Consider the following 20541-nt stretch of genomic DNA (forward strand, 5'->3'; position numbering starts at 1 on the left):
ACGAATCGACTTAATCGATAGATACGCCGAACAATTCGCAACCATCCATCCAACGATCAGGACTAGGATGCCGCCATACCTGATCGAGGAGGTTCCCATGACCCAACTGCGCAATCTGATCGACCTGCACATCGGCCGCCCCGCCTCCGACGGCGCCGGCGTGCGCCTGACCCGCGTGATTGGCGGACCGGGTATCGAGCGCTTCGACCCCTTCCTGATGCTCGACCAGTTCGATACCCAGGACCCCGACGACTACATCGCCGGCTTCCCCGACCATCCGCACCGTGGCTTCGAAACCGTCACCTATATGCTCGAAGGGCGCATGCGTCACCGTGACCACCTGGGCAACGAAGGCCTGCTCAAACCCGGCGGCGTGCAATGGATGACCGCCGCCCACGGCATCATCCACAGCGAAATGCCGGAACAGCAGGAAGGCGCCATGCGCGGTTTCCAGCTCTGGCTGAACCTGCCGGCGAAGAACAAACTGGCGCCCGCCGGCTACCGTGATATCGAGCCGGCCGACGTGCCGCGCGCCACCACTGCCGGCGGCGTCGAGGTTACGGTGATCGCCGGACGCTTCGACGACGGCGAGTTGGCGCTGGACGGCGCCGTGCAGCGGCCGGATACCGAGCCGCACTACTACGACCTGCGCCTGCCCGCCGGTAGCGAGATCAGCGTGCACACGCCGCGCGGCCACCGCGTCATGCTGTATGTCTACGAAGGCGCCCTGCGCGTCGAGGGCGAGCGTGGCGGTGAGGTCGGCAACAACCGTCTGGCGCGCCTCGGCGAGGGCGACGCCGTGAAGCTGAGCAGCGCCAATGGCGGCCGCGTCCTGTTGCTGGCCGGCAAACCGCTGAACGAGCCCATCGTGCAGTACGGGCCCTTCGTGATGAACAGCCGCGAAGAGATCGAGCAGGCGCTGCGCGACTACCGCGATGGCGTGCTGGCGGTCTGAAACCGCCAATGGCGGATAGCGTCCGCGGCGCTATCCGCCCAGCCGCAATGCCCTCACAGGCTCATCTCCTCCAAGCCGAGAAAGCGCTTCAGCTCGGCGCGCTTGTCCATGGCGTCCTTGTAGCCAAGGCGGATCAACTCGTTGCAATAGCCACGTTCGAACAGCAGGTAGCTGAGCACGCCCGCGCCGCTCACCCGCGTCGCCCCCGGGCCACGCAGGAACAGGCGCAAGGCCCAGGGCAGCTCATGCAGGTACTGCGCGGCGATCTCGTCCAATGGACGGCTCGGTGAGACCAGCAGTACCTCCACCTGGCGCAGGCCGGCCTCATGCCGGCGGCGCTCCTCCGGCACCAGCGAGCTGAGGTAGTTGACCCGCTGCAGCACCTCGATATCCCCTTCGAGACTGTCGATGAAGGTGCTGTTGAGCAAATGAATCCCCATCTGCGCCAAGCTCGGCGGCTTGCCGGTCTGCTCCCGGCCGACCGTCTCGTTGGGATTGCCTTCGGCCGGATTGCCGCTCACCCCGATCACCAGCACGCGATTGGCGCCCAAGTGCAACGCCGGGCTGATCGGCGCCTGCAGACGCACGGCGCCGTCGCCGAAGTACTCGCGGTGGATGCGCACCGGAGCGAACAGCAGGGGAATCGCCGAGCTGGCCAACAGGTGTTCCAGGCACAGGCGCGTCGGCACGCCGATACGCCGATGGCGCAGCCAGGGCTCGATGGTTTCGCGGCCCTGGTAGAAGGTCACCGCCTGCCCGGACTCGTAGCCGAACGCGGTAACCGCCACGGCGCGCAGCTTGCGCTGCTGCAAGGCCGCGGAAATGCCGGAGAAATCCAATTCGCGCTGCAGCAGGTGGCGCAATGGCGAACGATCGAGCAAGGCCACCGGCTGGTGCTTGCCCAGCCCCAGCAGGCTATGGCCGAGGAAGCGCAGCGCCTGGCCGACCACCCCAGTGAAATCGCCACGGTAGACCTGCCCGATATGAAAGCCCTTCCACACCCGCGTCAGGCTATGGATGGCCTCGCGAAAGGACAGCGCGCCGCAGGCCAGACCGACCGCATTGATGGCCCCGGCCGAGGTGCCGACGATCACCGGGAACGGGTTGGCGGCGCCTTCGGGCAGCAATTCCGCGATGGCCGCCAGCACCCCGACCTGGTAGGCGGCGCGCGCACCGCCGCCGGAAAGGATCAGGCCGGTGACCGGCGGGCGATGGGCAACGACATGGGCATGAGCGGCAGTGTCAATCACAACGGGTGTCCTTGAGGCATCCTGCCACCAGTATGCCGCCAGGCGGCGCCGGGTAAAGCCAGGAGCGCCGGCAACGCGCAGCGCCCGACGGGTCCTACAGGCTTCAGCGCTTGTCGTACAGCTTGGCCGCGCCCTCGGGGCGGCTCTTGAAGCGCCGGTGCGCCCACAGGTACTGCTCCGGCTGGCGACGAATCTGCTGCTCCACCCACTGGTTGATGCGCAGGCAATCGGCCTCTTCGCTCTCGCCGGGGAAATCCTCCAGCGGCGGATGGATCACCAGGCGGTAGCCGGAACCGTCGGCCAGGCGACTCTGGGTGAACGGCATCACCAGGGCGCGGCCGAGACGGGCGAACTTGCTGGTGGCGGTAACGGTCGCCGCGGGGATGCCGAACAACGGCACGAACAGGCTCTGCTTGGCGCCGTAATCCTGGTCCGGCGCGTACCAGATGGCCCGGCCGGCACGCAGCACCTTGAGCATGGCGCGCACGTCCTCGCGCTCGATTGCGGTGGCGTCCAGGTTATGCCGCTCGCGGCCGCGGCGCTGCACATAGTCGAACAGCGGGTTGTCGTGCTCGCGGTACATGCCGTCGATGGTCTGTACCTGGCCGAGCAACGCCGCGCCTATTTCCAGGGTGGTGAAATGCATGGCCATGAGAATCACGCCCTGGCCCTCGGCCTGCGCCTTGCGCAGGTGCTCCAGCCCTTCGATGTGAGCGAGGCGGGCCAGGCGCGGCTTCGACCACCACCAGCTCATGGCCATCTCGAAGAAGGCGATGCCGGTGGAGGCGAAGTTCTCCTTGAGCAGGCGCGTGCGCTCGGCGGCGGACAGCTCCGGGAAGCACAGTTCGAGGTTGCGCGCGGCGATCTCCCGGCGTCCGCCGACCACCCGGTACATGACCGCGCCCAGCGCGCGGCCCAGGCTCAACAGCAGCGGATAGGGCAATTGCACCACCAGCCAGAGCACGCCGAGGCCCAGCCACAATGGCCAGTGGCGTGGATGGAGGAAAGCGGCACGAAAGCGAGGACGGTCCATGAACGATTCCGGAAAGACGGTCAAAGCCCGGCATTCTACCCGAGGACCGGGCTTTGCAGCGCCGGCCGTTGCCACTATCGCAGCTGGCGCCGCGCCAGGCTTGCGGGCGTCCGGAGGGTCCGCTATAAGTCGAGGCCATTTAACGATGCAGTCCGAACATGAGCCAAGCCGACCTCCTCGACCAAGATCCCGTATTCCAGCTCAAAGGCAGCATGCTCGCCGTCACCGTGCTGGAGCTGGCGCACAACGATCTGCCGCGGCTGGACCGGCAGCTCGCCGACAAGGTCGCCCAGGCTCCGAACTTCTTCCGCGACACCCCGCTGGTGCTGGCGCTGGACAAGCTGCCCGACGGCGAAGGCCAGCTCGACCTGCAAGGCGTGCTGGACATCTGCCGACGTCACGGCCTGCGCACCCTGGCGATCCGCGCCAACCGCGAGGAAGACCTGCGCCTGGCGACCATGCTCGACATTCCGGTGCTGCCGCCCTCCGGCTCGCGCGAGCGCCCGCTGGAACCCAAGGACAACGCCGCCGCGCCGAGCGCCGAAGCGGTGGTGCGCCGCCCGCGTGGCGAGAAGCTGGCCGAACAGGTGGTAGAGAAGGCCGTCGAGAAGAAGGCCGAGCCCGCCGTTGCCGAAGCCCGTCCGACCAAGCTGGTGACCACGCCGGTGCGGGGCGGTGTGCAGATCTATGCCGCCGGCGGCGACCTGATCGTCCTGGCGCCGGTCAGCCCCGGCGCGGAACTCCTCGCCGACGGCAACATCCATGTCTACGGTCCGATGCGCGGCCGCGCTCTGGCTGGCGTGAAAGGCGACACCAGCGCACGAATTTTCTGCCAGCAACTGGGGGCCGAACTCGTCTCCATCGCTGGAAATTACAAGGTTGCCGAAGACCTGCGACGCAGTCCGCAATGGGGCCAGGCGGTGCACGTCAGCCTGTCGGGAGACGTGTTGAACATCACCCGCCTTTAACGGATACTGCCGCGAATTTCAGGGACCAGAACTCTTCGTTTTTCATTGGGGTGAATCACCTTGGCCAAGATCCTCGTAGTCACTTCCGGTAAGGGTGGCGTCGGTAAAACTACCACCAGCGCCGCCATCGGCACCGGCCTGGCCCTGCGTGGCCACAAGACCGTCATCGTCGACTTCGACGTGGGCCTGCGTAACCTCGACCTGATCATGGGCTGCGAACGTCGCGTGGTGTATGACTTCGTCAACGTCATCAACAACGAAGCCACGCTGACCCAGGCGCTGATCAAGGACAAACGCCTCGAGAACCTGTTCGTCCTGGCCGCCAGCCAGACCCGCGACAAGGACGCCCTGACCCAGGAAGGCGTAGGCCGGGTCATGGAGGAACTCAAGCAGTCCTTCGAATACATCATCTGCGACTCCCCGGCCGGCATCGAAAAGGGTGCCCACCTGGCCATGTACTTCGCCGACGAGGCGATCGTCGTGACCAACCCGGAAGTCTCCTCGGTACGCGACTCCGACCGCATGCTCGGCCTGCTGGCGAGCAAATCGCAGCGTTCCGAGAAAGGCGAGGAGCCGATCAAGGAACACCTGCTGCTGACCCGCTACAATCCGGAGCGTGTCACCAAGGGCGAGATGCTCGGCGTGGAAGACGTCGAGGAAATCCTGGCGATCCGCCTGCTCGGCGTGATCCCCGAATCGCAAGCGGTGCTCAAGGCCTCGAACCAGGGCGTACCGGTCATCCTCGATGACCAGAGCGATGCTGGCCAGGCCTATAGCGACGCGGTCGATCGCCTGCTGGGCAAAGAGATGCCACATCGGTTCCTCGATGTGCAGAAGAAAGGATTCCTGCAACGACTGTTCGGAGGACGTGAATGAGCCTTTTAGACTTCTTTCGCAGCCGGAAAGCGCAAAGCAGCGCTTCCATCGCGAAGGAAAGACTCCAGATCATCGTCGCCCATGAGCGCGGCAACCGTTCGCAACCGGACTATCTCCCGCAGTTGCAGAAAGACCTGCTGGAAGTGATCCGCAAATACGTGCCCATCGACCAGGAGCAGGTGCAGGTGGAGTTGGCCAACCAGGGCAGCTGTTCCATCCTCGAGCTCAACATCACCCTGCCGGAACGCTGATTCCGGACAGGGACACCGCGGCGGCTTCGGCCGCCGTTGTCGTTTCCAGCGCTACAACGAGTGCCCATGCCGCTGTCGAATATCCAGATCGTCTACCAGGATGCCGCCCTGCTGGTGGTGAACAAGCCCACCCTGCTGCTGTCGGTGCCCGGCCGCGCGGACGACAACAAAGACTGCCTGGTGACCCGGCTGCAGGAGAATGGCTACCCGGAGGCGCGCATCGTCCACCGCCTGGACTGGGAAACCTCCGGCCTCATGGTGCTGGCGCGCGACGCCGACAGCCACCGCGAACTGTCCCGCCAGTTCCACGACCGCGAGACCGAGAAAGCCTATGCCGCACTGTGCTGGGGCGAACCGGAGCTGGACAGCGGGCGCATCGAATTGCCCCTGCGCTACGCCCCGGACAACAAGCCGCGGCATATCGTCGACCTCGAACAAGGTCGCCACGCCCTGACCTTCTGGCGCGTCGTCGAACGCCATGGCAACTACGCGCGGGTGGAACTGACCCCCATCACCGGACGCTCTCACCAACTGCGCGTGCACATGCTATCCATCGGCCATCCACTGCTGGGTGACCGCCTCTACGCCAACCCCGAGGCCCTGGCCCTGCGCGACCGCCTGTGCCTACACGCCAGCCTGCTCTGCCTGAGCCATCCGCAGAGCGGCGAACGCCTGCGTTTCGAGAGCCCGGCGCCGTTCTGAGGCGCCGTCGCGGCGAGCCCGCGCTGGCGCATTTACGTTAAACTTCGGCCCATCGCTGTCCGGAGTTTCCCATGCGCGCAGATCTCAACCAGGGCCTGATCGATTTCCTCGCGGCCTCGCCGACCCCCTTCCACGCCACCCAGAGCCTCGCCCGTCGCCTCGAAGAGGCCGGCTACCAGCGCCTCGACGAGCGCGACGCCTGGCGTACCGAGACCGGTGGCCGCTACTACGTGACCCGTAACGACTCCTCGCTGATCGCCTTCAAGCTCGGCCGCAACGCCCTGCTCGACGCCGGCCTGCGTCTGGTCGGCGCGCATACCGACAGCCCCTGCCTGCGGGTCAAGCCGAACCCCGAACTGTCGCGCAAGGGCTACTGGCAGCTGGGCGTCGAAGTCTACGGCGGCGCCCTCTTCGCTCCCTGGTTCGACCGCGACCTGTCGCTCGCCGGGCGCGTGACCTTCCGCCTCGCCGGCAAGGTAGAAAGCCGCCTGATCGACTTCGGCGCACCCATCGCCGTGATCCCCAACCTGGCCATCCACCTCAACCGCGAAGCCAACCAGGGCTGGGCGATCAACGCGCAGAACGAGCTGCCGCCGATCCTCGCGCAACTGGCCGCCGGCGAAGTCCGCGACTTCCGCGACCTGCTCGCCGAGCAACTGCAGAACGAACACGGCATCGGCGCCGACGCCATCCTCGACTACGAACTGAGCTTCTACGACACCCAACGCGCGGCAGTGGTGGGCCTCGGCGGCGAGTTCCTCGCCGGCGCGCGCCTGGACAATCTGCTGTCCTGCTATGCCGGCCTGGAAGCCCTGCTGGCCAGCGGCGACGAGCAAAGCGGCGTGCTGGTCTGCACCGACCACGAGGAAGTCGGCTCCTGCTCCGCCTGCGGCGCCGACGGCCCCTTCCTCGAACAAGTGCTGCGCCGCCTGCTGCCCGACGGCGAAGTCTTCACCCGCGTCATCCAGCGCTCGCTGCTGGTTTCCGCCGACAACGCCCATGGCGTGCACCCGAACTATGCCGACAAGCACGACGGCAACCACGGCCCATTGCTCAACGGCGGCCCGGTGATCAAGGTCAACAGCAACCAGCGCTACGCCACCAGCAGCGAAACCGCCGGCTTCTTCCGCCACCTGTGCCTGGAGAACGAAGTGCCGGTGCAGAGCTTCGTCACCCGCAGCGACATGGGCTGCGGCTCCACCATCGGCCCGATCACCGCCAGCCAGTTGGGCGTGCGCACCGTCGATATCGGCCTGCCGACCTTCGCCATGCACTCCATTCGCGAACTGGCCGGCAGTCAGGACCTGCGCTACCTGGCCAAGGTCATGCGTGCTTTCTACGACAGCATCGAGCTGCCTTGAATCGCCGGACATGAGGGACTCGGCATGAGCCTGAAGGGAAGCTGCCTGTGCGGTGCCATCGCTTATGAGGTCGATGGCCTCGACATGCCGATCGGCCACTGCCACTGCCATACCTGCCAGAAAGCCCACTCGGCGGCCTTCGCCACCACGGCCGGGGTGATGCGCGAGCATTTCCGCTGGACCCGTGGCGAGGAGCTGCTGGCCGCCTACCAATCCTCGCCGGGCAAGCTACGCCGCTTCTGCCCGCGCTGCGGTAGCCAGTTGATCGCCGAGCGCGCCGGACAGCCGCACGTGATCCTGCGCGTGGCCACCCTGGACGACGATCCCGGGCTGCGCCCGGCGCGGCATATCTGGACCTCCCATGACCGCCCGTGGCTGGCCCAGGACGGCATCCCCGCCTACCCGGAGTGGAACCCGGAGCGCTGATCGGGGCTACAGCGCCGTACCGGTGTGAACGATGAGCACCAACGCGCACGGCTCCACGCCACCCTGCGGCAGCCCCGCAGCCGGGGTGCTTGCGCTCAATCCGGCACTTCGACGCTGATGTGGATGGCGTCGTGGCGCCAGAACTCCAGGTCGCAATCGATCACCCGCCCGTGCTGGTCGCGGTTGATGCGTGTGATGCGCAGCGCCGGGCTGCCCTCGGCCACCCGCAGCGCGGCAGCCGCCTCGCCATGCAGCGCGGTGGGCACCATATCGAAGCGCACCCGCCCGTAGTGGATGTCATAGCGGCTGGCGTAAAGCTCGGTGAGCGACTGGCGCAGGTCGTATTCGAGAAGACCGGGGAAATACGCCGGATTCAGGTAATGCTCGACATACAGCACCAGGCGCCCATCCACCCGCCGGGCCCGGCGGATCTGATAGACGCTGGACAGCGCCGGCAGTTCGAGCAGTTCGCAGATCGCCGGGCTGGCTGGCATCTGGCGCGCCGAGAGCACCTCGGTGGCCGGGAGCCGATGCTGCCCGGCGACCATCGCATGGAAGTGGCTGCGCACCAGCGGGTTGTAGAGCAGGCGTGGCGGCGAGACGAACCAGCCGCGACGTTCTTCGCGGTAGATCAGCCCCTGCGCCTCCAGCTGCGTCAGCGCCTCGCGCAGGGTGATGCGCGTGGTATCGAACAACTCGCTGAGACGGCGCTCGGCCGGCAGCTTGCCAGCGGCGGGCAGCAACCCGCTGTCGATCTGTTCGACCAGGGCGCGGCAGATCGCCGTCACCGTCGGTAGCGCTGCATCGCGCATGCCGTTTCCTCTTTTTGGACTAGTCCAGCCCCAAGACGGGGCACCTCGCCACACCGGGCACGCCCGGGAATCCTAGGACAGTCCCGTGAACATCCCATGACAGAGCCATGGCAAGCAGAGCGCATGCCAGTTCCACGGACAAGTTTAGTCCAGAGGGATCAACGGTTTGCACATGGTCTAGGCTGTAACGGGCCAGCACCCCGGAACGGGCGCGGCGGCCGGCCGACACGAAACTGTCATCGCTGGCTCTTAGATTGGCCTGGGTCTTGCTGATCTAGACCAGATTTTTCCGCCTCCAGTGCGCTGCGACGCGGACCTGCAATCCAATCGATGACCGAAGGAGCACCGAATGAAACGTTTGCTTGCTTCACTGCTGGGAACAGCGATCGCCCTGGGCGGCGCCACGGCCATGGCCGCCGATGCCGACCTGCAAGCCCTGGAACAGGCCGCCCGCCAGGAGGGCCAGGTGAACAGCGTGGGCATGCCCGACAGCTGGGCGAACTGGAAGGACACCTGGAAGGACCTGGAGAGCAAGTACGGCCTCAAGCACATGGACACCGACATGAGTTCGGCCCAGGAGCTGGCCAAGTTCAAGGCCGAGGGCGAGAACGCCAGCGCCGATATCGGCGACGTCGGCGCCGCCTTCGGTCCCATCGCCGCGCAGCAAGGCCTGAGCCTGCCCTACAAGCCGAGCACCTGGGAGCAGGTCCCGGACTGGGCCAAGGACAAGGACGGCCACTGGGCACTGGCCTACACCGGCAGCATCGCCTTCATCGTCAACAAACAGTTGGTCAAGGAAGCGCCGCATAGCTGGGCCGACCTGCTCAACGGCAAGTACAAAGTCACCATCGGCGACGTCAGCACTGCCGCCCAGGCGGTCAACGGCGTGCTCGCCGCGGCCATCGCCAGCGGCGGCGACGAGAAGAACATCCAGCCCGGGCTGGAGTTCTTCGCCAAGCTGGCCAAGCAGGGGCGCCTGTCGCTGACCAACCCGGTGATCAACACCCTGGAAAAGGGTGAGGTGGAAGTCGGCATCGTCTGGGACTTCAACGGCCTGAGCTACGCCCAGCAGATCGACCCGAGCCGCTTCGAAGTGCTGATCCCCAGCGACGGTTCGGTGATCTCCGGCTACAGCACCATCATCAACAAGTACGCCAAGCACCCCAACGCGGCCAAGCTGGCCCGCGAGTACATCTTCAGCGATGCCGGACAGATCAACCTGGCCAAGGGCAATGCCCGGCCGATCCGCGCCGAGCACCTGACCCTGCCGGCCGAGGTCAAGGCCAAGCTGCTGCCCAACGAGCAGTATGCCAAGGTCCAGCCGATCAAGGACGCCAAGGCCTGGGAAGAAACCTCCAAGCGCCTGCCGCGCCTGTGGCAAGAGAACGTCATCATCAACATGCAATGACCGCCGCGCGCCGCCCCTCGGGGCGGCGCATCGCTCCGTTCGCATAGGCAGTAACCGATGTCCCACCCCGTCATCCTGGTCATCCTCGATGGCCTGAACTACCGCGTCGCCCACGACTGCATGGGCCACCTGCAGGCCCTCTGCCACGCCGGTCGCGGCCGCCTCTACCGTCTCGAATGCGAACTGCCGTCGCTGTCGCGTCCGCTCTACGAGTGCATCCTCACCGGGGTGGCGCCGATCGATAGCGGCATCCTGCACAACGGAGTATCGCGCCTGTCCACCCAGCGCAGCCTGTTCCACTACGCCCGCGATGCCGGCCTGCGCACGGCGGCGGCTGCCTATCACTGGATCAGCGAGCTGTACAACCGCTCGCCCTTCGACCAGGCGCTGGACCGCCACACCGAAGACCCGGCCCTGCCGATCCAGCACGGCCACTTCTACTGGACCGATCACTACCCCGATTCGCACCTCTTCGCCGATGCCGAGAACCTGCGCCGGCGCTACGCGCCCGAGGTGTTGCTGGTGCACCCGATGAACATCGACGACGCCGGACACCAGTACGGCCTGAACAGCCCGCAGTACCGCAACAGCGCGCGGCGCGCCGACGTGCTGCTCTCCGAGTACCTGCGCCAGTGGCTCGATGCCGGCTACCAGGTGATGGTCACCGCCGACCACGGCATGAACGACGACCGCAGCCACGGCGGCCTGCTCGCCGAAGAACGCGAAGTCCCGCTGTTCGTCTTCGGCGCAGCCTTCGACCTGCAGGCCGACGCGCAGCCGCGCCAGGTCGAGCTGTGCGGCACCCTCTGCGAGATCCTCGGCGTCGCCCATGACAAACCGGCCTGCCGGGAGCTGCTGCAATCATGAAATCGCGCACCGGCAAGCTCGTCGCCCTGCTCTGCCTGCTGCCCTTCGCGCTGTTCTTCGCCGCCTTCCAACTGGCGCCGCTGCTGTGGATCGCCCTGCACAGCGTGCAAGCCTCCGGCGCCTGGGGCCTGGGCAACTTCCGCGAAATCTTCGCCTCGCCCTTCTACCGCCAGGCCATCGGCAACAGCCTGGACATTTCCCTCTGGTCGAGCCTGATCGGCCTGCTGATAGCCATACTCGGCAGCTATTCGCTGCGCCAGGTGAACAGTCGCCTGCGCGACTTCGTCATGGCCTTCGCCAACATGACCAGCAACTTCGCCGGGGTACCGCTGGCGTTCGCCTTCATCATCATCCTCGGCTTCAACGGCGCCATCACCCTGCTGCTCAAGCAAGCCGGACTGATCCACGACTTCAACCTTTACTCCAAGACCGGGCTGATCATCCTCTACACCTACTTCCAGATTCCCCTGGGGGTGATGCTGCTCTACCCAGCCTTCGACGCCCTGCGCGAGGACTGGCGCGAATCGGCGGCCCTGCTCGGCGCCAGCGGCTGGCAGTTCTGGCGGCACATCGGCATCCCGGTACTGACCCCGGCGCTGCTCGGCACCTTCGTCATCCTCCTGGCCAACGCCCTGGGCGCCTACGCCACCGTCTACTCACTGACCACCGGCAACTTCAACGTGCTGCCGATCCGCATCGCCGGACTGGTCTCCGGGGACATCTTCCTCGACCCGGACATGGCCAGCGCCCTGGCCATGCTGCTGGTCGGCCTGATGAGCCTGATCACCCTCGTCCATCAATGGCTGCTGCGTCGGAGCTACCATGCGCAGAAACGCTAGTACCGGCGCCAAGGGCGCGCTCTACCACCACCTGGTGGTCTACGGTCTGTTCCTGATCCTGCTGCTGCCGTTGGCGGCCACCCTGCTCTACTCGCTGGCCACCCAGTGGTCGGCCAGCGTGCTGCCCGACGGCCTAACCCTGAAGTGGTACCTGACGCTGTGGAGCGATCCGCGCTTCCTCACCGCCTTCGGCCAATCGCTGCTGGTGTGCTTCGGCGCGCTGCTGCTCAGCGTGCTGCTGGTCCTGCCACTGATGTTCGTCGTGCATTACTACTTCCCGCGCCTCGACGCTCTGATGAACGTACTCATCCTGCTGCCTTTCGCGGTGCCGCCGGTGGTCTCCTCGGTCGGCCTGCTGCAGCTCTACGCCGCCGGCCCGCTGCCACTGGTGGGCACGCCCTGGATTCTCATCGGCTGCTACTTCAGCATCGCCCTGCCGTTCATGTACCGCGCCATCGGCAACAACCTGCAGGCGATCAACCTGCACGACCTGATGGACGCCGCCCACCTGCTCGGCGCCAGCACCTGGCAGGCGGCGCTGCTGGTGGTCCTGCCGAACCTGCGCAAGGGCCTGATGGTCGCGCTGTTCCTCTCCTTCAGTTTCCTCATCGGCGAATTCGTCTTCGCCAACCTGCTGGTCGGCACCCGCTACGAGACCTTGCAGGTGTTCCTCAACAACATGCGCAACAGCAGCGGCCACTACACCAGCGCGGTGGTGGTTTCCTATTTCCTCTTCGTCCTGCTGCTCACCTGGGCGGCGAACCGCTTGAACAAGGACAAGGACCGCACATGAGCTTCCTCAGCGTCGAACGCTTGAACAAGAGCTTCGGGGACACCCGGGTGTTCCACGACATCGACTTCGCCGCCGAACGCGGCGAGTTCGTCACCCTGCTCGGCCCCAGCGGCTGCGGCAAATCCACCCTGCTGCGCTGCATCGCCGGACTCACCTCGGTGGACAGTGGGCGCGTCATGCTCGACGGCGAGGATCTGGTGCCGCTGTCGCCCCAGAAGCGCGGCATCGCCATGGTCTTCCAGAGCTACGCGCTGTTCCCCAACATGACCGTCGAGCAGAACGTCGCCTTCGGCCTGCGCATGCAGAAGGTGCCGAGCGCCGAGGCCCGCCAACGGGTCGATGAAGTGCTGCAGATGGTCGAACTGAGCGGCTTCGCCGAGCGCTACCCGCACCAGCTCTCCGGCGGCCAGTGCCAGCGCGTGGCGCTGGCCCGCTCGCTGGTCACGCGGCCGCGCCTGCTGCTGCTCGACGAGCCGCTGTCGGCCCTCGACGCGCGCATCCGCAAGCACCTGCGCGAGCAGATCCGGCGCATCCAGCAGGAACTGCAACTGACCACGGTGTTCGTCACCCACGACCAGGAAGAAGCCCTGACCCTGTCCGACCGTATCGTCCTGATGAACGCCGGGCGCATCGTCCAGAGCGGCGATGCCGAGACCCTCTACACGGCGCCGCGCGACGCCTTCGCGGCCGGCTTCATCGGCAACTACAACTTGCTCGACGCGCAACAGGCCGGCAAGCTGCTCGGCCGCAGCTTCTCCGGGCAGGTGGCGATCCGCCCGGAATCCCTGCGCCTGAGCCAGGACCCGGCGGACGGCATCGCCGTGCAGGTGCTTGCCCACAGCCTGCTGGGCAACGTCATCCGCTACCGTGTCGAGGCCGACGGCGTGGAACTCACGGTGGACGTGCTCAACCGCAGTGCCGACCGCCTCTACCCCGCCGGCAGCCGCCTGGCCCTGACAATCGACCACGACAGCATCCGGGAGGTGGCCTGATGGCCCTGGTGATCTTCGACCTCGACGAAACCCTTATCGACGGCGACTGCGCGAGCCTGTGGAGCCAGCGCATGGCTGACCTCGGCTGGGTCGACGGCGAGTCCTTCCTCAGGCGCGACACCGAACTGATGGCGCGCTACGCCCTCGGTGAGCTGTCGATGGAGGACTACATGGCCTTCAGCCTGGAGCCGCTGGCCGGGCGCAGCGTCGAGGAGGTCGAACGGGAAGTCGCGGCTTATGTCGAGGACGTCATCGAACCCTTGATCTACAACGATGCCTGCACCACCCTGGCGCGCCATCGCGGCGCCGGCGACCGACCGCTGGTGATTTCCGCCTCCGGCGCGCACCTGGTGCAGCCGATCGCCGAACGCATCGGCATCGACGAGGTGCTGGCCATCGACCTGGAAGTCATCGGCGGCCACTACAGCGGCCGGACCCGCGGCGTGCTCACCTACCGCGAAGGCAAGGTCCTGCGCCTGCTCGACTGGCTGGACGGAGACGCCAGCCAGTTGGACAGCGCGCACTTCTACTCCGACTCGCGCAACGACCTGCCACTGCTCAAGCGGGTCGGCCAGCCGCACACGGTCAACCCCGACCCGGTGCTGCGCGAACACGCGAAAAAGGCTGGCTGGGACATCCTCGCCTGGAAATGACCGGCAACACGCAGGGCGTGCCATGCGTTGCGCCTGATCCGCCCTGCGTGCAGAGCGGCTTCAGGCCAGGCTTTCGTCGAGCAGCAACACCACCTTGCCCTGCACCTCGTTGCTGGCCAGGGTTTCGAACGCCAGTTCGGCATCCTTGGCGGCGAACCGGCGCTCCAGCTGGGGCTTGAGCTGTCCGGCGGAGAACAGTGGCCAGACCTTCTGACCGAGTTCGGCGATGAGCTGCGCCTTGAAGTCGGCATCGCGGCTGCGCAGGGTCGAGCCGATCAACTGGATGCGCTTGCCGAGCAGCAGCGCCAGGTCCAGTTCGGCCTTGCGCCCGCCCATCAGGCCAATCACCACCCAGCGCCCGTCCTGGCGCAGCAACTGCAGGTTGAGCGCGGCATAGTTGGCGCCCACCGGATCGAGAATCAGGTCAAAGGGCGCGAAATCGCGCAACGACGCCAGATCCTCGCCGCGCAGCACGCCGCCCTCGGCGCCGAGAGCTTCGCAATAGGCCAGGCGCTCGGCGGAGCCGACGCTGACCCAGCAAGGACTGCCAAAGGCCTTGCACAGCTGGATAGCGGCGGAGCCCACGCCACTGGCGCCGGCATGCAGCAGAACCTTCTCGCCAGCCTTCAGCCCACCCAACTGGAACAGGTTGAGCCAGGCCGTGGCATAGACCTCGGGCAGCGCCGCCGCCTCGGCCAGCGACAGGCCAGCGGGAGCCGGCAGCGCATGACGCGCATCCACCACCACTTCCTCGGCCATGCCGCCACCGGCCAACAGGGCGCAGACCCGGTCGCCGATTTGCCAGCTCGCTCCGGCCCCCACCTCGCTGACCACCCCGGCGCACTCCAGGCCAAGGATGTCGCTGGCGCCGGGCGGCGGCGGATAAAGGCCGGCCTTCTGCAGCAGATCGGCGCGGTTCAGACCAGCGGCGGCGACACGGATACGAATCTGCCCCGCGCCACAGGTCGGCGCCTGGCGCTCAGCCCACTCCACCCGCCCTTCGATACCTTGCAATGCGTTCACGCTACCTCCATAGTGCTTCTACGGGCCCGCACCAGACGGTCGGGCCTTTTCTTCGCTCATCGCGCCGGGCCCCAATAGTCACACCGCGGGACCCCGGAGCCGCCAGATACGGCCTAATATGCGTCATAACTCCGCCCCCAGTCGAACAAGCATGAAGCGATTTTTGCCCCGCACCGCCCTGTTGTTGGTCCTCGGCGCCAGCGCCCTGACATCCTTCGCCGCGCCCTCCGCCGGCCCGAATGTCTGGGATGGACTGCAACCGGACCGTGATCAGGTGATCGCCAGCCTCAACATCGTCGAGCTGCTCAAGCGTCACCACTACAGCAAACCGCCGCTGAACGACGAGCGCTCGGCAAAAGTCTATGACGCCTACATCAAGGCTCTGGACCCGTCGCGGATGTACTTCACCGCCGCCGACATCCAGCAGTTCACGCCCTGGCGCACGCAGTTCGACGACTTCCTCAAAAGCGGTGAACTTGACCCCGGCTTCACCATCTACAAGCGTCATCTAGACCGCCTGAAGGAGCGCCTGGACTACGCCCTGGCCATGCTCGGCAAGGGCGTCGACAAGATCGACTTCAAAGCTGAAGAAAGCCTGACCATCGACCGCGAGAATGCCGCCTGGGCGAAGAACAGCGCCGAACTGGACGACCTCTGGCGCAAGAAGGTCAAGGACGAGGTACTGCGCCTGAAGATCGCCGGCAAGGACGACAAGGCCATCCAGGACCAGCTGACCAAGCGCTACAAGAACCAGCTGATGCGTCTGGAGCAGACCCGCAGCGAGGACATCTTCCAGGCCTACATCAACGCCTTCGCGCAGTCCTATGACCCGCACACCCAATACCTGTCGCCGGACAGCGCGGAAAACTTCGACATCAACATGAGCCTGTCGCTGGAAGGCATCGGCGCCGTGCTGCAGAGCGACAACGACTACGTCAAGGTCGTGCGCCTGGTACCGGCCGGCCCGGCGGAGAAGAGCAAGCAGATCTCCACTTCCGACAAGATCATCGGCGTGGCCCAGGGCAAGGGCGAAATGGTCGACGTGGTCGGCTGGCGCCTGGACGAGGTGGTCAAACTGATCCGCGGTCCGAAAGGCTCGCAGGTGCGCCTGGAAGTCATCCCGGCGAGCAACGCGCCGAACGACCAGACCAGCAAGATCGTCACCATCACCCGCGAGGCGGTGAAGCTGGAAGACCAGGCGGCGAAGAAATCCGAGATCACCCTCGACCACGATGGCCGCAGCTACAAGCTCGGCGTGATCGACGTGCCGGCCTTCTACCTGGACTTCAAGGCCTACCGTGCCGGCGATCCGAACTACAAGAGCACCACGCGCGACGTGAAGCGGCTCATCGACGAGCTGCAGAAGGACAAGGTCGACGGCATCGTCATCGACCTGCGCAACAACGGCGGCGGCTCCCTGCAGGAAGCCACCGAGCTGACCGGCCTGTTCATCGACCAGGGCCCCACCGTTCTGGTGCGCAACAGCGACGGCCGCGTCGACGTGCTCAACGACGACGAAGGCAAGGCCTTCTACAACGGCCCGATGACCGTCCTGGTGAACCGCCTCTCGGCCTCGGCCTCGGAAATCTTCGCCGGCGCCATGCAGGACTACCACCGCGCGCTCATCGTCGGTGGACAGACCTTCGGCAAAGGCACCGTGCAGACCATCCAGCCGCTCAACCACGGCGAACTGAAGCTGACCCTGGCCAAGTTCTACCGGGTTTCCGGGCAGAGCACCCAGCATCAGGGGGTGATTCCGGACATCAGCTATCCGTCCATCGTCGACGACAAGGAAATCGGCGAGAGCGCCCTGCCCGACTCCATGCCCTGGGACACCATCCGTCCAGTGCTGCAAGTGCAGAGCGACCCCTTCAAGCCATTCCTCGATCAGCTGAAAACCCAGCACGAGGCACGTACCGAGCATAACGCCGACTTCGTCTACGCTCGCCAGCGCCTGGCCCTCGCCCAGGAGCTGATGAAAGAGAAGACCGTCAGCCTCAACGAAGCCAAGCGCCGCGCCCAGCAGACCAGCATCGAGAACCGCCAGCTGGCCATGGAAAACGATCTGCGCAAGGCCAAGGGACAGGAGCCGCTGAAGGTGCTCAAGCAGGAAGACGACGCCGCCCCAGCGGACGACGACAAGAAAACCAAGCCGCAGGACGACGCCTACCTGACCGAGTCCGGGCACATACTCTTGGATTACCTGACGCTCAGCTCGGCGGTAGCCAAGCACTGATATAACGAGTCGTCATAAAAGGGTCATGACTCCGTAGTGAAATGCAGAGGGCCGGGAAACCGGCCCTCTGCATTTCCACTCCATCGAGAACCGTCATGACCGTCACCGAGCAGTTGAGCGCCCTAGGCCAGATCCTCGCTCACGGCGACCTGCACTGCCTGTTCCAACCCATCCTGTCGCTGTCCGAGCGACGCCTGGTTGGCTACGAAGCGCTCACCCGCGGCCCCTCCAACAGTCCACTGCACTCACCGATAGCGCTGTTCAGCGTGGCCCGGCACGCCGGCCGCCTCAGCGAACTCGACGTGCTCTGCCGACGCCAGGCGTGCCAACGCTTTCGCGACCTCCGGCTCAACGGCAAGCTATTCCTCAACGTATCCCCCGAATCCCTGCTGGAACCAAGCCACCAACCGGGGCGCACCCTGCAAATGCTGCAAACGCTGGGCATCTCGCCCAGCGACGTGGTCATCGAACTGACCGAGCAGGCGCCGATCGAAGACTTCACCCTGCTCGACACCGCCCTGCACCACTACCGCGCCATGGGCTTCTGCATCGCCCTCGACGACCTCGGCGCCGGCTATTCCAGCCTGCGCCTGTGGTCGGAGCTGCGTCCGGATTACGTGAAGATCGACCGCCACTTCATCGACGGCATCCACCAGGACGGGGTCAAGCGCGAGTTCGTCGGCTCCATCCTGAAGATGGCCCACGCCTCCCGCGCGCAGGTCATCGCCGAGGGCATCGAATTGCCGGAAGAACTGGCGGTGCTCTCGGAGATGGGCGTGGACCTGGTCCAGGGCTACCTGTTCGGCCGCCCCCAGGAACAGCCGCCACGGGAAGCGCGCGGCCTGCTGCCGGAGCTGGACAGGAGCGACATCCTGCACAGCGAAGAGCAGGCGGACCTGCGCCCGCTGCTGATGGAACAACCGGCCGTGGCCCACAACACACCGATCTTCGAGGTGCTCGAAGCCTTCCGCGCCCAAGCCAATCTGAACACCCTGGCGGTGCTCGACGAGCAGTTCCAGCCGGTTGGAATCGTGCATCGCCATGCGCTTTCCGAGGCGCTGCTGAAGCCCTTCGCCACCGATCTGTTCGCGCGCAAGCCGATCAGCCGGCTGATGAGCGACGACTTCCTCGCCGTCGAACTGAGTCAATCACTGCAACAAGTCAGCCGCCTACTCACCAGCCGCGCCCGGCAGCGGATCGAAGAAGACTTCATCATCACCCAAGGCGGCTGCTACCAAGGCCTGGGCCGGGTGATAGACGTGTTGAAACTGATCACCGAGCTGAAGATTCGCCAGGCCCGTTATGCCAACCCGCTGACCTTGTTGCCCGGCAACGTGCCCATTCAGCAGTGCCTCAGCCGTCTGCTGCAGCAGAACCGCGAGGCGGCTATCTGCTATGTCGACATCGACAGCTTCAAACCCTTCAACGATCTCTACGGCTACGCCCGTGGCGATGAAGTGCTGCTCTGCTTGGCGCAGTGCCTGAGCGATCGCGTCGATCCCGGCAGCGATTTCGTCGGCCATATCGGCGGCGACGACTTCATGCTGGTGCTGTCCTCCGCCGACTGGCGCAACCGCATCAACCAGTTGCTGGAAGACTTCCAGGGCCAGTGCCGGCGCTTCTACAGCCCGGAGCACCTGCAAGCCGGCTGTTTCGTCGCGCATAACCGCCAGGGGCAACGCCAGGAATTCCCGCTGCTCTCGCTATCGGTAGGGGTGGTGCACTTGAAGACCGAAGCCTGCGAACGCCTGGATGCCGCGCAACTGGCCAGCATCGCCTCGGAAGCCAAGCGGCATGCCAAGGAAGTGCCGGGCTACAGCCTGCACATCATCAACCTGGACTGATTCAGAGTCCCAACTGAGCTGCTCGCTCGGCGTAACGGGCGGCCAGCCCGGTATCCACCGGCAGTCCCGGCGCGCCCTCGCGATACAGTGCAGCCAGGCGCTGGGCAGCCAGAGGATGGCCGGCGTCGGCGGCCTGCGCCCAATAACGCGCGGCTGCCACGGCATCGGCGGCCGCCTGGGCACTCCCCTGCAGCGCTTGCACACCCAACTGGTAGGCTGCCTTGGCGTCCCCGGCGTCGGCGGCAAGGCGCAGCAGGCGCAGGCCTTCCTCACGAGCACCGAATCCCTGGCCGCGAAACAGCAGGACATGACCGTAGAAACTCTGCGCCGGCCGATGGCCGAGGTTGGCCATGCGCGCGAACTGGCCCTGCATCCACTGCCAGGCGCGCGGCTGCCGGACCAACCAGGGCCAGCCCATCAGGCGCCGCGCGACCGCGTAGCCGAGGTGCGCCCGCAGACGCCAGAAGAGTGTCCCGCTCACAGTTCTTCCGGATAGTCGAACTCGAACACCCGGACCACCTCGGCGGCGTGCCAGCCAGCGGCAGCCGGACCGTCCGGCGCGCCAGCGAAACGCCCAAGGCGCTCCACGCATTCGAAGAATCCCGTGCGCGGCAGACGGCTGGCGCCCTGACTGATCACCAACGAGCTGCGCAATGGGCGCCCTGCCTGCGCATCCAGGGCAGCCAGGTACTCCAGGGCAGCGGTCAGGGTCGTCATGGCGGGAGTCGGAAGCTGCAGGCGTTCGATCAACGCCCGATAGGTCAGCAAGTGGCGCTGCCGGCGAGCATCCTCCAGTTCATCCAGCAAGCCCTGCCAGTGCTTGCGGCTGATCTGCACGCTCAAGATCCGGTCTCCAGCTTCACACCCAGCGCGCGGCGCAAACCATGCTCAATGGCTTCGCTGGCCTCGCGCTCGCCGCTTTCGATCAACCCAAGGTAAGAAGGACTTATCCCCACCTCGCGGGCCACGACCTCAAGGGCCAGGCCACGCGCTTCGCGCAATTCGCGCCAGGAAGCCTGGACGCTGGACTCGACCGCGGGGATGGATGGTCGGGCGGCATTGGCGCCGGCCGCTGCCAGCAAAGCCTGGTATTCCGCCCAGGGAACGACGGCGTATTCCGCTTCACCGTCGCGCATGATCACTTGCACGTTCATGGACAACACTCCTTGCATGCCGCCATCTTAACAGGCACCGACCGCGAGATGCGCCGCCTGTTCGGCATGTCCAATAACGAAAGTATCGTCCATGAAAC

22 protein-coding genes are annotated in these 20541 nt (G+C 65.8%); 15 read left to right on the top strand and 7 right to left on the bottom strand.

What is annotated here, in order from left to right:
- The first annotated feature begins 97 nt into the window (after nt 1-97).
- Nucleotides 98-955 (top strand): pirin family protein, encoded by an 858-nt coding sequence (locus BLQ74_RS11665; RefSeq protein ID WP_090262908.1) that lies wholly within the window; start codon nt 98-100, stop codon nt 953-955.
- Nucleotides 956-1008: 53 nt separating this feature from the next.
- Here BLQ74_RS11665 and BLQ74_RS11670 read toward each other — a convergent pair whose 3' ends face one another.
- Entirely contained in the window at nt 1009-2202 is a 1194-nt protein-coding gene (locus tag BLQ74_RS11670; protein WP_090262909.1) for a patatin-like phospholipase family protein, read from the bottom strand.
- Between the two features lie 106 nt (nt 2203-2308).
- Complete coding sequence (locus BLQ74_RS11675) at nt 2309-3238, bottom strand: lipid A biosynthesis lauroyl acyltransferase (protein WP_090262729.1); 930 nt, start codon at nt 3236-3238, stop codon at nt 2309-2311.
- Between the two features lie 158 nt (nt 3239-3396).
- Between BLQ74_RS11675 and minC the strand changes: the two genes are divergently transcribed.
- The 6 genes from minC to BLQ74_RS11705 all read left to right on the top strand — a co-directional run bounded on the left by minC (nt 3397) and on the right by BLQ74_RS11705 (nt 7822).
- On the top strand, nt 3397-4206 hold the full coding sequence (minC, locus tag BLQ74_RS11680; protein ID WP_090262730.1) for a septum site-determining protein MinC: 810 nt from the start codon (nt 3397-3399) through the stop codon (nt 4204-4206).
- Nucleotides 4207-4266: 60 nt separating this feature from the next.
- A complete protein-coding gene (minD, locus tag BLQ74_RS11685; RefSeq protein WP_090262731.1) occupies nt 4267-5082 on the top strand; it encodes a septum site-determining protein MinD in 816 nt (271 codons plus the stop codon).
- Nucleotides 5079-5333: a cell division topological specificity factor MinE gene (gene minE / locus BLQ74_RS11690; RefSeq protein ID WP_043253957.1), complete on the top strand. Its 255-nt coding sequence runs from the start codon at nt 5079-5081 to the stop codon at nt 5331-5333. Before minD ends, minE begins: the two co-directional genes overlap by 4 nt.
- A 66-nt stretch (nt 5334-5399) precedes the next feature.
- Nucleotides 5400-6035 carry an RluA family pseudouridine synthase gene (locus BLQ74_RS11695; RefSeq protein ID WP_090262732.1) on the top strand — a complete coding sequence of 212 codons (636 nt, stop codon included), beginning with the start codon at nt 5400-5402 and terminating at the stop codon, nt 6033-6035.
- A gap of 71 nt (nt 6036-6106) precedes the next feature.
- A complete protein-coding gene (locus BLQ74_RS11700) occupies nt 6107-7396 on the top strand; it encodes a M18 family aminopeptidase (protein WP_090262733.1) in 1290 nt (429 codons plus the stop codon).
- 24 nt (nt 7397-7420) lie between these two features.
- Nucleotides 7421-7822: a GFA family protein gene (locus tag BLQ74_RS11705; RefSeq protein ID WP_090262734.1), complete on the top strand. Its 402-nt coding sequence runs from the start codon at nt 7421-7423 to the stop codon at nt 7820-7822.
- Nucleotides 7823-7917: 95 nt separating this feature from the next.
- On the opposite strand, the gene BLQ74_RS11710 is transcribed toward BLQ74_RS11705, so the two are convergent.
- Entirely contained in the window at nt 7918-8634 is a 717-nt protein-coding gene (locus BLQ74_RS11710) for a UTRA domain-containing protein (RefSeq protein ID WP_090262735.1), read from the bottom strand.
- 349 nt (nt 8635-8983) lie between these two features.
- On the opposite strand from BLQ74_RS11710, the gene BLQ74_RS11715 reads away from it, so the two are divergent.
- Genes BLQ74_RS11715 through BLQ74_RS11740 form a run of 6 tightly spaced genes read left to right on the top strand, consistent with a single transcriptional unit; the run spans nt 8984 to nt 14186 of the window.
- The gene (locus tag BLQ74_RS11715) at nt 8984-10042 is read left to right on the top strand and encodes an ABC transporter substrate-binding protein (RefSeq protein ID WP_090262736.1); all 1059 of its coding nucleotides are present in this window, start codon (nt 8984-8986) and stop codon (nt 10040-10042) included.
- A gap of 57 nt (nt 10043-10099) precedes the next feature.
- Nucleotides 10100-10909, top strand: a complete 810-nt coding sequence (locus tag BLQ74_RS11720; protein ID WP_090262737.1) for an alkaline phosphatase family protein — start codon at nt 10100-10102, stop codon at nt 10907-10909.
- Nucleotides 10906-11748 (top strand): ABC transporter permease, encoded by an 843-nt coding sequence (locus BLQ74_RS11725; protein WP_090262738.1) that lies wholly within the window; start codon nt 10906-10908, stop codon nt 11746-11748. Before BLQ74_RS11720 ends, BLQ74_RS11725 begins: the two co-directional genes overlap by 4 nt.
- Nucleotides 11732-12541: an ABC transporter permease gene (locus BLQ74_RS11730; protein ID WP_090262739.1), complete on the top strand. Its 810-nt coding sequence runs from the start codon at nt 11732-11734 to the stop codon at nt 12539-12541. The genes BLQ74_RS11725 and BLQ74_RS11730 overlap by 17 nt, the downstream gene beginning before the upstream one ends.
- Entirely contained in the window at nt 12538-13533 is a 996-nt protein-coding gene (locus tag BLQ74_RS11735; protein WP_090262740.1) for an ABC transporter ATP-binding protein, read from the top strand. The genes BLQ74_RS11730 and BLQ74_RS11735 overlap by 4 nt, the downstream gene beginning before the upstream one ends.
- Nucleotides 13533-14186 carry an HAD family hydrolase gene (locus BLQ74_RS11740; protein ID WP_090262741.1) on the top strand — a complete coding sequence of 218 codons (654 nt, stop codon included), beginning with the start codon at nt 13533-13535 and terminating at the stop codon, nt 14184-14186. Before BLQ74_RS11735 ends, BLQ74_RS11740 begins: the two co-directional genes overlap by 1 nt.
- 60 nt (nt 14187-14246) lie before the next feature.
- On the opposite strand, the gene BLQ74_RS11745 is transcribed toward BLQ74_RS11740, so the two are convergent.
- The gene (locus BLQ74_RS11745; protein ID WP_090262742.1) at nt 14247-15209 is read right to left on the bottom strand and encodes an NAD(P)H-quinone oxidoreductase; all 963 of its coding nucleotides are present in this window, start codon (nt 15207-15209) and stop codon (nt 14247-14249) included.
- A gap of 151 nt (nt 15210-15360) precedes the next feature.
- On the opposite strand from BLQ74_RS11745, the gene BLQ74_RS11750 reads away from it, so the two are divergent.
- Nucleotides 15361-17445, top strand: coding sequence for a carboxy terminal-processing peptidase (locus BLQ74_RS11750; RefSeq protein ID WP_090262743.1), 2085 nt, complete (start codon nt 15361-15363; stop codon nt 17443-17445).
- Between the two features lie 95 nt (nt 17446-17540).
- Nucleotides 17541-19289, top strand: a complete 1749-nt coding sequence (locus tag BLQ74_RS11755; protein ID WP_090262744.1) for a bifunctional diguanylate cyclase/phosphodiesterase — start codon at nt 17541-17543, stop codon at nt 19287-19289.
- Nucleotide 19290: 1 nt separating this feature from the next.
- Here the strand turns inward: BLQ74_RS11755 and BLQ74_RS11760 are convergent, their stop codons facing one another.
- Genes BLQ74_RS11760 through BLQ74_RS11770 form a run of 3 tightly spaced genes read right to left on the bottom strand, consistent with a single transcriptional unit; the run spans nt 19291 to nt 20443 of the window.
- Nucleotides 19291-19707 carry a sel1 repeat family protein gene (locus BLQ74_RS11760; protein ID WP_244507186.1) on the bottom strand — a complete coding sequence of 139 codons (417 nt, stop codon included), beginning with the start codon at nt 19705-19707 and terminating at the stop codon, nt 19291-19293.
- A gap of 59 nt (nt 19708-19766) precedes the next feature.
- Entirely contained in the window at nt 19767-20132 is a 366-nt protein-coding gene (locus BLQ74_RS11765) for a hypothetical protein (protein ID WP_090262746.1), read from the bottom strand.
- Nucleotides 20129-20443, bottom strand: coding sequence for a helix-turn-helix domain-containing protein (locus BLQ74_RS11770; protein WP_090262747.1), 315 nt, complete (start codon nt 20441-20443; stop codon nt 20129-20131). The genes BLQ74_RS11765 and BLQ74_RS11770 overlap by 4 nt, the downstream gene beginning before the upstream one ends.
- Between the last annotated feature and the right edge of the window lie 98 nt (nt 20444-20541).

The sequence above is a fragment of the Pseudomonas panipatensis genome (assembly GCF_900099785.1).
GTDB lineage: Bacteria > Pseudomonadota > Gammaproteobacteria > Pseudomonadales > Pseudomonadaceae > Pseudomonas > Pseudomonas panipatensis.

Excerpts from the sequence above, each read along its gene's own strand:
- BLQ74_RS11665 (WP_090262908.1), top strand. The coding sequence starts at position 98 with ATGACCCAACTGCGCAATCTGATCGACCTGCACATCGGCCGCCCCGCC.
- BLQ74_RS11675 (WP_090262729.1), bottom strand. The coding sequence starts at position 3,238 with ATGGACCGTCCTCGCTTTCGTGCCGCTTTCCTCCATCCACGCCACTGG.
- minC (WP_090262730.1), top strand. The coding sequence starts at position 3,397 with ATGAGCCAAGCCGACCTCCTCGACCAAGATCCCGTATTCCAGCTCAAA.
- minE (WP_043253957.1), top strand. The coding sequence starts at position 5,079 with ATGAGCCTTTTAGACTTCTTTCGCAGCCGGAAAGCGCAAAGCAGCGCT.
- BLQ74_RS11695 (WP_090262732.1), top strand. The coding sequence starts at position 5,400 with ATGCCGCTGTCGAATATCCAGATCGTCTACCAGGATGCCGCCCTGCTG.
- BLQ74_RS11700 (WP_090262733.1), top strand. The coding sequence starts at position 6,107 with ATGCGCGCAGATCTCAACCAGGGCCTGATCGATTTCCTCGCGGCCTCG.
- BLQ74_RS11705 (WP_090262734.1), top strand. The coding sequence starts at position 7,421 with ATGAGCCTGAAGGGAAGCTGCCTGTGCGGTGCCATCGCTTATGAGGTC.
- BLQ74_RS11710 (WP_090262735.1), bottom strand. The coding sequence starts at position 8,634 with ATGCGCGATGCAGCGCTACCGACGGTGACGGCGATCTGCCGCGCCCTG.
- BLQ74_RS11715 (WP_090262736.1), top strand. The coding sequence starts at position 8,984 with ATGAAACGTTTGCTTGCTTCACTGCTGGGAACAGCGATCGCCCTGGGC.
- BLQ74_RS11720 (WP_090262737.1), top strand. The coding sequence starts at position 10,100 with ATGTCCCACCCCGTCATCCTGGTCATCCTCGATGGCCTGAACTACCGC.
- BLQ74_RS11725 (WP_090262738.1), top strand. The coding sequence starts at position 10,906 with ATGAAATCGCGCACCGGCAAGCTCGTCGCCCTGCTCTGCCTGCTGCCC.
- BLQ74_RS11730 (WP_090262739.1), top strand. The coding sequence starts at position 11,732 with ATGCGCAGAAACGCTAGTACCGGCGCCAAGGGCGCGCTCTACCACCAC.
- BLQ74_RS11735 (WP_090262740.1), top strand. The coding sequence starts at position 12,538 with ATGAGCTTCCTCAGCGTCGAACGCTTGAACAAGAGCTTCGGGGACACC.
- BLQ74_RS11740 (WP_090262741.1), top strand. The coding sequence starts at position 13,533 with ATGGCCCTGGTGATCTTCGACCTCGACGAAACCCTTATCGACGGCGAC.
- BLQ74_RS11750 (WP_090262743.1), top strand. The coding sequence starts at position 15,361 with ATGAAGCGATTTTTGCCCCGCACCGCCCTGTTGTTGGTCCTCGGCGCC.
- BLQ74_RS11755 (WP_090262744.1), top strand. The coding sequence starts at position 17,541 with ATGACCGTCACCGAGCAGTTGAGCGCCCTAGGCCAGATCCTCGCTCAC.
- BLQ74_RS11760 (WP_244507186.1), bottom strand. The coding sequence starts at position 19,707 with ATGGGCTGGCCCTGGTTGGTCCGGCAGCCGCGCGCCTGGCAGTGGATG.
- BLQ74_RS11770 (WP_090262747.1), bottom strand. The coding sequence starts at position 20,443 with ATGAACGTGCAAGTGATCATGCGCGACGGTGAAGCGGAATACGCCGTC.